Annotated in this window: 14 protein-coding genes; 5 read left to right on the forward strand and 9 right to left on the reverse strand. The window is 68.7% G+C overall.

The features are described from left to right. From JYA75_RS21175 to JYA75_RS21215, 9 genes are all read right to left on the reverse strand, one after another. A complete protein-coding gene (locus JYA75_RS21175; RefSeq protein ID WP_203329306.1) occupies positions 1-303 on the reverse strand; it encodes a hypothetical protein in 303 nt (100 codons plus the stop codon). Next, complete coding sequence (locus JYA75_RS21180) at positions 300-470, reverse strand: helix-turn-helix domain-containing protein (protein ID WP_206020488.1); 171 nt, start codon at positions 468-470, stop codon at positions 300-302. Before JYA75_RS21180 ends, JYA75_RS21175 begins: the two co-directional genes overlap by 4 nt. Before the next feature lie 266 nt (positions 471-736). Beyond that, positions 737-1,246: a WhiB family transcriptional regulator gene (locus JYA75_RS21185; protein WP_203329308.1), complete on the reverse strand. Its 510-nt coding sequence runs from the start codon at positions 1,244-1,246 to the stop codon at positions 737-739. 116 nt (positions 1,247-1,362) lie between these two features. Further along, positions 1,363-2,520: an AAA family ATPase gene (locus JYA75_RS21190; RefSeq protein ID WP_203329309.1), complete on the reverse strand. Its 1,158-nt coding sequence runs from the start codon at positions 2,518-2,520 to the stop codon at positions 1,363-1,365. After that, positions 2,517-2,879, reverse strand: coding sequence for a hypothetical protein (locus JYA75_RS28890; RefSeq protein WP_239010475.1), 363 nt, complete (start codon positions 2,877-2,879; stop codon positions 2,517-2,519). The genes JYA75_RS21190 and JYA75_RS28890 overlap by 4 nt, the downstream gene beginning before the upstream one ends. A 166-nt stretch (positions 2,880-3,045) precedes the next feature. Then, positions 3,046-3,246: a helix-turn-helix domain-containing protein gene (locus tag JYA75_RS21200; RefSeq protein WP_185712675.1), complete on the reverse strand. Its 201-nt coding sequence runs from the start codon at positions 3,244-3,246 to the stop codon at positions 3,046-3,048. A gap of 234 nt (positions 3,247-3,480) precedes the next feature. Then, positions 3,481-4,614: a site-specific integrase gene (locus tag JYA75_RS21205; protein ID WP_203329310.1), complete on the reverse strand. Its 1,134-nt coding sequence runs from the start codon at positions 4,612-4,614 to the stop codon at positions 3,481-3,483. Between the two features lie 249 nt (positions 4,615-4,863). Next, positions 4,864-5,733, reverse strand: coding sequence for an SDR family NAD(P)-dependent oxidoreductase (locus tag JYA75_RS21210; protein WP_006946625.1), 870 nt, complete (start codon positions 5,731-5,733; stop codon positions 4,864-4,866). Next, positions 5,730-6,260 carry an NUDIX domain-containing protein gene (locus JYA75_RS21215; protein WP_044476531.1) on the reverse strand — a complete coding sequence of 177 codons (531 nt, stop codon included), beginning with the start codon at positions 6,258-6,260 and terminating at the stop codon, positions 5,730-5,732. Before JYA75_RS21215 ends, JYA75_RS21210 begins: the two co-directional genes overlap by 4 nt. A gap of 100 nt (positions 6,261-6,360) precedes the next feature. Between JYA75_RS21215 and JYA75_RS21220 the strand changes: the two genes are divergently transcribed. From JYA75_RS21220 to JYA75_RS21240, 5 genes are all read left to right on the forward strand, one after another. Then, on the forward strand, positions 6,361-6,528 hold the full coding sequence (locus JYA75_RS21220; protein WP_006946627.1) for a hypothetical protein: 168 nt from the start codon (positions 6,361-6,363) through the stop codon (positions 6,526-6,528). A gap of 141 nt (positions 6,529-6,669) precedes the next feature. Continuing rightward, entirely contained in the window at positions 6,670-6,951 is a 282-nt protein-coding gene (locus JYA75_RS21225; RefSeq protein ID WP_006946629.1) for a hypothetical protein, read from the forward strand. Between the two features lie 121 nt (positions 6,952-7,072). After that, the gene (gene otsB, locus JYA75_RS21230) at positions 7,073-10,324 is read left to right on the forward strand and encodes a trehalose-phosphatase (RefSeq protein ID WP_006946631.1); all 3,252 of its coding nucleotides are present in this window, start codon (positions 7,073-7,075) and stop codon (positions 10,322-10,324) included. A gap of 217 nt (positions 10,325-10,541) precedes the next feature. Then, positions 10,542-11,009, forward strand: coding sequence for a hypothetical protein (locus JYA75_RS21235; protein ID WP_203329311.1), 468 nt, complete (start codon positions 10,542-10,544; stop codon positions 11,007-11,009). Beyond that, a complete protein-coding gene (locus JYA75_RS21240) occupies positions 10,996-11,580 on the forward strand; it encodes a hypothetical protein (protein ID WP_050035032.1) in 585 nt (194 codons plus the stop codon). The genes JYA75_RS21235 and JYA75_RS21240 overlap by 14 nt, the downstream gene beginning before the upstream one ends. Positions 11,581-11,650 lie beyond the last annotated feature (70 nt).

Raw genomic sequence — 11,650 nt, forward strand, 5'->3', positions numbered from 1 at the left:
TTAACCCTCTCCTCGGATCACAGCCGCGAGATCGGCCGTGGAACCTGTTGCCTGCCGCAGACGTTCGGCGACGTCGGCGAGGACCGAAACCAGCGCCAGCAGCGACACCCCGGCCACCAACGGGGAGGCCGGCCCTTCGGCGTCCGCAATCCGGATAAGTGCGTCGGCGGCCGCGGCCTGGTCGTCGCAGACCTCGATCAGCTCGAGCACGAGCCGCCGCGCCGCCTCATGCACCGCGATCGCGTCGAGCGACGCGTCGGGCACGCCCTGCCCGTCGAGGATGAGCACACGGTCGTCGGTCATTGGTCCCCTCCGGTGACAAGGCGGTGCAGCTGGTCGATCGGGATCCGCTTCGCGCCGCCGATGGCGACCGGCGCGAGCGTCCCGTCGGCGACCAGCCGGGAGATGCTGCGCTCGGACACGCTCAGCAGCCGGGCGGCCTCGGTGTACGGCACGGCGATCGGATCCATGCCCCTACCGTCATCGCTCGGGTGATCTTGGCGAAACTTTGGCGCCGGTTGGCGTTGATTGGCAGGCAAAGCAAGCACCTCACCGAGAGCTTTCAGCTCAGCCGGGATCGGCATCCCCACCCTGCGCATCCACTTCCGGTGCCGAATCAGAGCGGCGGCCAGGTGCCCTGCCACCGACGCAGGCACCACAAGCACCACAGACGATTTCGGCTCTTCACCCTTCGTGTCGGCGGCCAGTCCGGGGGTCGAGGTCCGGGCATGTGCCATCATCGACTCCCCTCGCGTCGCGACGTCCGCCTGTCGGGAATGCGGCCGGCCCACACGCCGTGTGCCTTGTCGCCGAGCTCGGCCGCGACGACACGGCACGCGGTCAGCACGAGACAGCCACGGCAGATCTCCGCCGCGGCGGCGTGTCGGGCAGCGCGCGCAGCGGCGTACTCGCGGGCGTTGTCGAGCTCGTCGTCGAACAGCTCGTGCCGGCCGACGCACGCGGCACCGGCCAGCCGACTGTCAACCATCGCGGCAAGCAGCGGCGGCAACGGCACTCGCCGTGGTCGATCGACTTCCTTCCGGGCCGTCTTCCGTCGCGGTGTGCAGACGATGCCGGTGCGCTGCTTCCGGGCCGTGATCGCAGCCCGGAGCACGGCGGTACTCACGCCCCGCCCGGCTGCTTGTAGTGCCGCCTGGGCGACGGGGCGACCCGCTGCTTCCGGCACACCGAGACGGTCGAGTTCGGCGACAGTCGCGGCGACGCGGTCGGTGTTTGAGGCACTCATTCTCTGCCGTCCCGCCGTCCGGTTGTCCGATTGTCCGACTCTCTTAGAGAGTGAGAGTCGGACGGACAAATCGGCGGGTGCCGGAAAGACGTCGGACGGACGTCGGACAACATCGATCAGGTCCCTTCGAGGTAGGCAGCCGTGGGTACGTACTTGGAGCGCTTCTCGGTGCCGACGTTGCGGAGCGCACCCTTCTTGAGCAGCGCGTTTACGGCTTCGTAGGCCATTGACTTGCTGACGCCGTGCTCGGCGGACAGGTCCCGGATCTCGGCTCGGGTCAGCCCTTCGTGTCCGGCGCTCGTCCGAAGAATGTCCAACACGGTGCGCGTGGAAGGGCGGTCTTCGGACAAGTTGTCCGACGGGTCTCGTCGGACAACGACCAGGGACTTTCGCTGCTCCTCGTCGCAGCCCGGCATGAGCACTTCGGACACCGTGTGCTTGATCAGCCGGTAGTGATTCTTCGTCCCGGACACCGCGTCCTTGTGCTTGGCGACCTCGATCGTGGCGACCATGTCCTCGCCGGTGACCCGCAGATCGGTCCACACCTGTCCGTCCCAGGCACTCGAACCGCGCCCGCCCGTGCCGCCCTTCGGCGAGTGGTGCACCACCAGCACGGTGCAGTGCGCGGCGTCCTGGACACGCTCGAGGGCGCTGATCGCCCGCCCCTGCTCGGTCGCCGAATTCTCCTCGAGCCCGATGGTGCAGCGGGCCCGGGTGTCGAGCACGAGTAGATCTGCCCCGAGCTCGGCGACCAGCTCGACGGCCTCGGACACGTCGATGACGTTGCCGAGCTGGATCGGGGTCGGGAGCACGTAGAGCCGATCCTCGAGCTCGTCCGGGTCGACGCCGGACAGCTCGCACCATGCGAGGATCCGCGCGCGCAGACCCGAGGCACCCTCGGCGGCGACGTACACCACGCGCCCGGCTTTCGGGACGTGATGCCCCTCCCAGTTCTGCCCAGTCGCCACAGCGCACGAAACCCCTAGTGTTACAAAGGACTTGTAGGACCCAGGCGGGCCGGACAACTGGGCGAGGGTGTCGCGGTACAGCAGACCGTCGACCAACGGCTCGACGCCGGTCATCCTGCCAAGATCGGACACACTCAGCAGCCGATCCCGCAGATGCTCCCGCCGCGGCGAGTCAGCCTCGACTTCGGGGCGATCCGGTTCGTCCGGCGCGGGTACGTCCGCGTAGGGGTCGGCCGCCGGTGCGAGGTCGGGATCCTTGCCGTTCGGCCATGGCCGCAGCAACCGGGCGAGCTCGTGATCGGTCACCGGCGAGCACGCTCCCGCCGGGTCAGGTACTCGGCGAGGTCCTGATCGCGGCCACCACGGCGCCACAGCGCCCGCAGGACCGGAATCGGCACGATCGGCGCGAGACCGCAGCCGAGCAGGTGATGGGCCGAGTCGCGCCAGCCGTCGAGGTAGTGCTCCGTCAACGCCGGCTCGGCACCGCAGCGACACGTCCACGGATCTGCGCATCCGCAACGCAGGGCGGGCACTCGGCACGCCGTCGCGCGACGGCGATCGAGTTGTCCGCTGACCTTGGTACCGTCAAGGCACAGCAGCGATTCGTCAGCAGTGACAGCGAGGGCCGCCCCGTGAGCGTCGGGGCGGCTTTCGTTTGTGCTCATGCGGGCACACCCCCGACCGGCTCGCCAGCGGGCAGGCGCTCGTCCTCATCGGCCGCCGTGTGGCAGACCGGGCACCCGAAGCAGAACAAGACGTGCCGCTCGTCCGCACTGCTGGGATCAAAACGCTCGTCGCGCCAGTACGTGTCGGCCGGCCGCCCTCGGCGGATCATGCCGCACCACCGGCAGCCATCGGGCGCAGCGTTGCCTCAATCTCGTTGAGGTCGACGCGGATCATGCGCGGGCCGAGCCGATAGCCGGTGATGTGCCCGGCGCTGATGTAGCGCCGGAGTGTCTTCGTGCAGACGCCGAGTTCCTCTGCGGCTTGCGGGATGGATGCTAGGCGTCGCGGGGGCTTATTCGCGGGCAATCCGATTCCTCCGGTGTCGCGATGATTCCTCTTGAATGACGGGCGGTTCCCCGTATGTCCAAGAAGCTATCGCCGGACATCCGTAGTCGAGAAACGACGAATCTGCCTTCAGGAAGGACGATTTCGCGTCCGATCGCAGGAATGCGTCAGTTCGGAGGCGACGCACCTCCGATCCGGACTAAGGCGCGCCTGACTGGAGGCGAGGGGCGTCCAAACTGCCTCATGTGTTAATGCTCACATTTCAAGGGGGTGCCTGCTCTCCCCCGCGAGCTCAGACAGCCGCGCGGCGATCTGGGCGTCACGTCCGGCCGCGACATGCTGGTAGCGGATCGCCATTGCCGGCGTCGTATGTCCGAGCCTGAGCATGAGCTCGGCGGTAGTAGCGCCGGCCTGCGCAGCCAATACGGCGCCGACGTGACGCAGGTCGTGCACGCGCAGGTTCTCCCGGCCAATTCCCGCGGCTGCCCTCTTGAATGCCTTTCGATACTCGTAGTCACCCATGTGGCTACCAGCTTCGGCGGGGAACAACAGCGACTCTTTCCCTCGGCCGACATGATCGTCCAGGTGCTCACCGAGAATCTTCGCGATGTGCGGCGGTACGGCGACGTCACGGCGTCCTGCACTGGTCTTCGGCGTGGACACGATGAACTGCCCGTTCCGGTAAACCACGGCCCGGTGCACGTGCAGAACCGAGCGATCGGCGGACACGTCTTTACGGCGTAGCTCTGACGTCTCTCCCCACCTGAGTCCGCACCAGGCGGCCAGCAGTACGGAGCAGCGCAACCGGTCGGGCATTGCTGCGGCGAGCTGGTCGAGTTCGGGAGGCGTCAGCAAGGTGATCGTGCGTGCGCGTTTCGTCTTGCTCGCTCCACGGATGCGGCACGGGTTGGCGTCGATCAGTTCGTCGTCGACAGCGGTCGACATGATGGCGTGCAATAGGCCGTAGGCATGGGCGTTGCGAGTCGGTGTCGTGGTGCCCAGCCCTGCGTGCCAGCTGCGGACGGTCGCGGGTGTGATCGCGGACAGTTCGGCGTCACCGAGGACGGGCACGATGTGCAGGCGCAACAGGTCGCGGTAGAGCGTGCGGGTGCGGGGTTTGAGGTTGCGTTCGGCGAGCCACTGTTCGGCATACGCAGCGAGAGTGAGGACGGCGTCATCCTTCTCCGGTTCGGCGCCGGGCGGTACCCATACACCGAGGTCTATTCGCCGACGTTCGTGAGCAAGCCATCCTTCCGCGTCCATCTTGGCGCCGAACGTTGAGTTCGGTCGGTACAGCAGCCCGTCGGGGCCGACGTAGCCGGCTTGCCATCGTCCGGATGGGAGTTGCCGCAGCCGGCCCCATCCGCGCATTCCCTTTTTGGCTGGCATGGTCGTGCAATCTCCCGACTATCCGTGTGTCTTTCAGTGTCCACTGGTGCCCAACTATGACCACAGTGTAGATTGCACGGTTAGCAGGTGAGACAAGCAAAGTACGAGGTCACCTGCTACGACGAGAAGCATGAGAGGGCAGGTTCGAGTCCTGCCGGGGGCACCACACTCCACTCAGCGCCCGTAAGCACTGCACGGAGATCTCGCGTCCTCGCGGGGCCGGCCACGTCCCACCATCGGCGCGACAGGTCAGGCGAGACCGGTGAGATGTTCGGCGATCGTCCAGAAACGTCCGGCCTGGGCAACGTCGTGGGACTGCGCGCTGGAGTCGATTTCGTGACACTCGCCGAAGAACTTTCCGCCCACCCCGTCGAGCGACGGGTCGACCGCCGTGAACACCAGCGAATCGGTGGCCGCATCGACGGACGTGGCGAAGGGCATGTGCGGCAACACGTGCGCCATGAACAGCCGCATCAGACCGCGGGTGCTCGCAGCAGCGGTGGTGGGCACGAAACCGGGACACACGGCGTTCGCAGTGATCGGCCGCCCGGCGAGGCGGCGCTGGAGCTCGTAGGTGAACCACATCACCGCCAGCTTGGAATTCTTGTATGCCCGCTCGGGGTTGTAGCCGTGCTCGAGCTGGACGTCGGCGAAGTCGAAGTCCACCGGCGCTCCGCGGGAGCCGGGCAGGTGCAGCCGCGAGCCGACGGTGACCACACGCGCCGACGGGCTGCGCTCGAGTGCGGGCAGGAGCAGGGCGGTGAGCAGGAACGGAGCCAGGACGTTGACGGCGAGGGTCTCCTCGTACCCGTCGACGGTGAGCCGGCGTTCCTTGCTCGTCTGCAGGATGCCGGCGACATGCAGCAGCACGTCGATCGGTTCGCCCCGCTCGGCTTCCGCGACGCCGAAGAACCGGACCTGCTCCAGAGAAGACAGATCGACCCAGCGCGGCTCGACCCGAGCGTCGGGATCCGTCCGCTGGATCGCTTCGGTTGCGTCCTCCGCGGCAGCGCGGGTTCGCGCGGTGAGCAGGACGCGATGTCCCCGAGCGGCGAGCTTCTCGGCCGTGGCCCGGCCGAGCCCCCGCCCTCCTCCGGTGACGAGCACGGTCTTGCTCATATGCCCGGTTCTTCCGTTCCTGCACCGGGCACCGGCGGACCGGACGCGAACGACCGGCCGGCAGCGTGCACGCGCTCGCCGAGCCGGGCGAGGATCGGGCGTTGCCCCTTCACGAGCTTGATGGCCGCGACGGCGGGCGGAAACCAGCGAGCGTCGTCCACCTCGGGAAAGCTCTGCACCTTTCCGGACCGCGGCGGCCACTCCAGGTCGAAGGTGTTGCTGCCGACGAAGGCCAGATCGTCGGCGGTCTCACCGGCGTAGACGGTGACGATCTTGCCGGAGGGCTGCTTGAACCGCCCGAGCATCTCGTAGTTCACCTGGGGCGCGGGCATCCCGCATTCTTCCTCGAACTCTCGCAAGGCCACGGCGAACGGGTCTTCGTCGTCGCCGTAGACCCCCTTGGGGATCGACCAGGCCGCCTCGTCCTTGCCGACCCAGTACGGCCCGCCCGGGTGCACGATCCACACCTCGAGCACGCCGTCGGCGTCGATCCGGTACAGCAGAAGGCCGGCGCTGGTCACTGCCATCGCTCCCCCTTCCCGTCGCCGTACGCTCCCGCCCCACACGGTAGTTCTTCCGGGCACACTGAGACCCGGCAAGCGCGCCCCCGAACCGGAAGGACTCTCAATGACCGATACGACCGGCGACCATCCCGTCACCGCCCGCGCGAACGGGCCCGGCGTCGTGCTCGACCTGCCGGAAGGCCTCGGCGTCGCCCTCGACATCGTGCAGGCGAAGGCACTGCTGGACCAGTTGCAGGCGGCGATCGAGGAGGCCGAGCGGTTGGAGGACTGAGACCGGATACATACGTACCGGTTCGTGCGAACGCCTGCGCGCCGGGCACCCACCGGTGATCATCGAGAGCGGGCTTCGGCAGAGTTCAGGGTCGCGACGGTGTGCCTGCGCCCGGACCGTTCCCACGCCGAAGGAGTCCTCGTGTCGAAGAACGTCGCCCACAGGGCCGCAGCACTCGCCGGTCTCGTCGTCGCCGCGATCGTCCTGGGGGCCACCGTGGGAGCCGGAACGGCCACCGCCGCGCCGTGGCGCATCGGTCCGCTCTACCGCGCCGAGTTCGCCGGACCGGACGGCGACGCCGTCTGTCCCAAGGCCGAGGCGTTCGATCGGTCCATCGGCGCCGTCGTCCTCGTGTCCTGTTCGTGGGACCCTACGACGAACGCCTGGTTCTACGTCGTCTTCAATCCGAGGACCTGGTCGTAGCCTGCACCGAAACGGACTGCACGCCGCCGGTCCCGTCATAGAATGGGGAACCCCTTGTGGGCCTGTCCTGCAACGGTGCGGAGGGACAGACTGCCATGCACTCATCATCCGAGCCGAGCCGATGACCACCCCCACGGTCGAACCGCGCCCCCGCGAGCGCCGGCTGTCGGAAATCCCGGACGCCTTGGCATCTCGTCACCAGGCGACCGCCATCCTGCGCACCCGGCGCTACGCCGTGTTCCTGGACTTCGACGGCACCCTCGCCCACCTCGTGAACGATCCCACCGCTGCCACCCTGGTCGAGGGCGCGGCGAAAGAGCTTGCCCGGCTGGCCCGCTACTGCCCCGTCGGCGTGATCAGCGGCCGCGACGTGACCGACGTGCAGGCACGGGTCGGCGTGCCCGGACTCTGGTATGCGGGTAACCACGGTTTCGAACTCGTCGGGCCGGACGGCGAGTACCACCGGAACGATGCCGCCGTCCCCGCGGTGCCCGACCTCGAGCGAATCGCCGGCGCCCTGCGGGACCGCCTGGCCGGCGTGCCCGGCGTTCTGGTGGAGCACAAGCGTTTCGCCGTGGCAGTTCATCACCGCAACGTCGCCGAGGACCGGATCGAGGAGGTCGTCGCAGCAGTGCACGATGCGGCCGACCGGGACGTCCGGCTCCGCGTCACGAGCGGACGCAAGGTCACCGAGCTCCGCCCCGATGTGGACTGGGACAAGGGGCGGGCGGTGGCCTGGGTGCTCGAGCACCTCCGCGGCGCAGACGACCCGATGCCGGTCTACATCGGCGACGACCTCACCGACGACGACGCGTTCGGCACCCTGACATCGACCGGGATCGGCATCGTCGTGCGCTACAGCGAGGAAGGCGATCGGCGGTCGACGGCACAATTCGCGGTCGACGGTCCGGACCGGGTTCGTGAGCTACTGGAGCGGCTGGCGGATCTGCTCGGCAGCGACCCGGGGATCGCGCCGCCCCCGGACGACGCCTGGACGATGTTCTTCGAGGGCTACGACCCGCTCACCGAGAAGCTGCGCGAGGCCCTCTGCACCGTCGGGAACGGCTTCTTCGCCACCCGAGGCTGCGCGCCCGAATCCCGCGCGGACGGCGTGCACTACCCCGGCACCTATGTGGCCGGCATCTTCAACCGTCTCCAGGACGAGGTGGCGGGGAGTGCCATCGACCACGAGAGCCTGGTGAACCTGCCGAACTGGTTGCCGGTGACCTTCCGGGTCGACGGCGGGCAGTGGTTCGACCTCGACACCGCAGAGCTGCTCGACTACCGCCAATACCTCGACCTCCGCCGCGCCGTCCTCATCCGGCGGTTCCGATTCCGCGACGCGGCGGGGCGCACCACGTCGGTGCGGCAGCGGCGCCTGGTTGCCATGCATCTGCCGCACGCCTGCGCCCTCGAGACGACGATCGTGGCCGAAGACTGGTCGGGCCGGCTCGAGATCCGCTCGCTGCTGGACGGCGCGGTCCGGAACTCCCTCGTCGAGCGCTATCGCGACCTCGCCGACCAGCACCTCGAGCCGCTGCAAGCCACCGCGCTGTCCGTCGACTCGGTGCTGCTGGCGGTGCAGACCAACCAGTCGCGGATACCGGTGGCGATGGCGGCCCGGAACACGGTGTGGTGCGACGGGGAGCCCGTTGCCGGCGAGTACCGGCTGGTCGACGGCGACGATCGGATCGGACACGACATCACCGTCGACGTCGAGACGGACCGGCCCGTGACGCTGGAGAAGATGGTGGCGGTGTTCACCGGGCGCGATCAGGCGGTCTCCGAGCCGGCCGACGAAGCCGCCCGCTGGCTTCCCCGGCTGGGCCGGTTCGACGAACTGCTCGACGGCCATGTGCTCGCCTGGGGATATCTGTGGGACCACCTGGGCATCGAGTACGAGGGTCCGGGCCACGGCCACGCCCTGCGAGTCCTCCGGTTCCATCTTCTGCACCTGCTGCAGACGGTCTCCGCGAACACCGCCGACCTCGACGTGGGCGTGCCGGCACGGGGGTTGCACGGCGAGGCGTACCGCGGGCACGTCTTCTGGGACGAGCTGTTCGTGTTCCCGGTGCTGAACCTGCGGCTGCCCACGCTGACCCGGTCGTTGCTGCGCTACCGCTACCGCCGCCTGCGGGAGGCCCGCCGGATGGCGCGCGAAGCCGGTCACCGCGGTGCGATGTTCCCGTGGCAGTCGGGCAGCGACGGCCGCGAGGAGAGCCCGCAACTGCACCTCAATCCCAGATCCGGCCGCTGGAACCCGGACCCCAGCCGGCGCCAGCACCACACCGGCATCGCGATCGCCCACAACGTGTGGCAGTACTACCAGGTGACCGGCGACCTGGAGTTCCTGATCGAGTACGGCGCCGAGATGCTCGTGGAGATCGCCCGCTTCTACGCCGATCTCGCGTCCTACGACGAGGAACGCGGACGGTACAGCATCCGCGGCGTCATCGGCCCCGACGAGTTCCATTCCGGCTACCCCGACGCACCGTACGACGGAATCGACAACAACGCGTACACCAACGTCATGTCGGTCTGGGTGATCCTGCGCGCCCTCGAGGCGCTCGAGCTGATCCCGCTGCAGATCCGCTCGTACCTGACCCAGGCCCTGGGGCTGCACGCGCAGGAGACGGCGCGCTGGGAGGACGTCACCCGCAGAATGTTCGTCCCGTTCCACGATCGTGTCCTCAGCCAGTTCGAGGGGTACGAACGCCTCGCCGAACTGGACTGGGACGGCTACCGGCGGCGCTACGGCGACATCCAGCGCCTCGACCGGATCCTCGAGGCCGAGGGCGACGACGTCAACCGCTACCAGGCGTCGAAGCAGGCCGACGTGCTGATGCTGTTCTATCTGCTGTCCTCCGACGAACTGCGGGAACTGCTCGAACGGCTCGGCTACCGGTTCCCGAACGAGGACATCCCGCGGACCATCGACTACTACATGGCGCGAACGTCGCACGGTTCCACCCTGAGCGGGGTCGTCCATTCCTGGGTGCTGGCACGCGCCCACCGGGACGAGGCCGTCGACTTCTTCTACCAGGCGCTGAAAGCCGACATCGCCGATATCCAGGGCGGCACCACGATGGAGGGCATCCACCTGGCGGCCATGGCCGGCAGCGTCGATCTGTTGCAGCGGTGCGTCCCCGGCCTCGAGACCCGGGGCGACCGGCTCGTGTTCGCCCCGCAGTGGCCCGAACCACTCGGTGCCCTCGAATTCCCGATCTTCTACCGGGGGCACCGCCTTCGCCTGCGCATCAGCGGCACAGAGGTGCAGGTGAGCGCCGGTCCCGGGATGCAGGCGCCGATCGAGATCGAATGCCGCGGCCGGGTCGCCCAACTGCACCCGGGAGGCACGGTTCGCCTGAGCTAGTGCGACGACGACGAACCCGCGACCGAGGGCAGGACGTCGGGCCTTCGCCGCGTCGGCATCGCCCGTGCGGCGTCGCTGGGGACCTACGGCCCTGGAACGAGCACGGTTCCGCGGTTCACGATGAGAGGGGGCCCGTTTCCGCGGGCCGTGATCAGGAGGACGCGCCGTGGATTCTGCTGCCTCGTAGTTCCGGAAGCAGGCCGTCGTCACCGGCCTGGTGAACGTCGTCGTCAATCCGCTGCTGGCGTGGGCGGGCAAGCGCGGCACGTCGTTCGTGCCGCTGTGGTCGGCCGACGGGATCGTCGTCGACATCGCGCTGACCGCGATCATCCTCTCCGTGCTCGTCTCCTGGTTCTCCGCTGCCGGGGTGCGACGGGCGTTGCGCGCAGGGCTCGATGCGACCACCGCCGACGCCCCGCAGGCCGGTCGGTGGCTGGCGCGATTGCCGTCCGGCACCTGGTCTCTGGGCCTGTCGCTCGGGGTGGCGGCCGCGGCCGTCTCCGTGCTCGCGATCTGGGTGCTGCACCTCCTCGGTGTGTCAGGGCTGTCGACGGGATGGTTCCTGGTGCTGAAGGCCGTCTACGGCGGTGTCCTCGGCTACCTCGTCGCGCGCTGGGTGATGGTCCGGCAACTGTCGGCGACTCGAACCGCGCAGCTTCCGAGGAGCAACAATGCCGGACGGTGAATCCACCGCGACCGAACGGCAGCTGCCGGTCTTCGAGCAGCGGGTCGTACGCGCGCGGGTGGTCGACGCCCCGGCCGGGGACACGTTCGCCGCGATCCGGCGCATCGACTTCATGCGGTCCCCGGTGATCGCCGCCCCCAATCTGGCCCGGATGGCCTTCGACGCCGTGCGCGCGCCGCGGCGTCGGGAGGTGCGGGCGCACCGCTCGATCCGCCTCGGTAACCTGATCGGTCCGCAGGGCGGCTTCGAGGTGGTCGCCGAGGAACCGGGGCGGGAACTCGTGCTCGGCTTCGTCGGTCGGTGGTGGGAGCCGGGTTACGGCCGCGTCGACTGGGATCCCGGGGCGCCCCTGTCGAGCATCGCGATTCCCGAATGCGGGGTCGGCACATGGAGTTTCACCGTCCTGCCGTACGACGCGCAGACCTGCGTCCTGCTCACCGAGATCCGGGTGCACGGCACCGACGAAAAGGCCCGCAGACTCTTCCGCCGCTACTGGACGGCGGTCGGGCCGTTCGTGCGGGCCATGGCACGGCCGACTCTGTCGATGATCGCGGCCGAAGCCCGGCGCTGACCCGGCCGTCCCACCGCGAACGTCGCACCGGCAGAACCGGATACGTACGGCCGCAGCCGTCCGCCCGGAC

It is taken from the genome of Rhodococcus sp. PSBB066 (assembly GCF_017068255.1).
Classification (GTDB): Bacteria; Actinomycetota; Actinomycetes; order Mycobacteriales; family Mycobacteriaceae; genus Rhodococcus; species Rhodococcus aetherivorans.

Excerpts from the sequence above, each read along its gene's own strand:
- JYA75_RS21180 (WP_206020488.1), bottom strand. The coding sequence starts at position 470 with ATGGATCCGATCGCCGTGCCGTACACCGAGGCCGCCCGGCTGCTGAGC.
- JYA75_RS21220 (WP_006946627.1), top strand. The coding sequence starts at position 6,361 with ATGACCGATACGACCGGCGACCATCCCGTCACCGCCCGCGCGAACGGG.
- JYA75_RS28890 (WP_239010475.1), bottom strand. The coding sequence starts at position 2,879 with ATGAGCACAAACGAAAGCCGCCCCGACGCTCACGGGGCGGCCCTCGCT.
- JYA75_RS21185 (WP_203329308.1), bottom strand. The coding sequence starts at position 1,246 with ATGAGTGCCTCAAACACCGACCGCGTCGCCGCGACTGTCGCCGAACTC.
- JYA75_RS21175 (WP_203329306.1), bottom strand. The coding sequence starts at position 303 with ATGACCGACGACCGTGTGCTCATCCTCGACGGGCAGGGCGTGCCCGAC.
- JYA75_RS21205 (WP_203329310.1), bottom strand. The coding sequence starts at position 4,614 with ATGCCAGCCAAAAAGGGAATGCGCGGATGGGGCCGGCTGCGGCAACTC.
- JYA75_RS21215 (WP_044476531.1), bottom strand. The coding sequence starts at position 6,260 with ATGGCAGTGACCAGCGCCGGCCTTCTGCTGTACCGGATCGACGCCGAC.
- JYA75_RS21210 (WP_006946625.1), bottom strand. The coding sequence starts at position 5,733 with ATGAGCAAGACCGTGCTCGTCACCGGAGGAGGGCGGGGGCTCGGCCGG.
- otsB (WP_006946631.1), top strand. The coding sequence starts at position 7,073 with ATGACCACCCCCACGGTCGAACCGCGCCCCCGCGAGCGCCGGCTGTCG.
- JYA75_RS21240 (WP_050035032.1), top strand. The coding sequence starts at position 10,996 with ATGCCGGACGGTGAATCCACCGCGACCGAACGGCAGCTGCCGGTCTTC.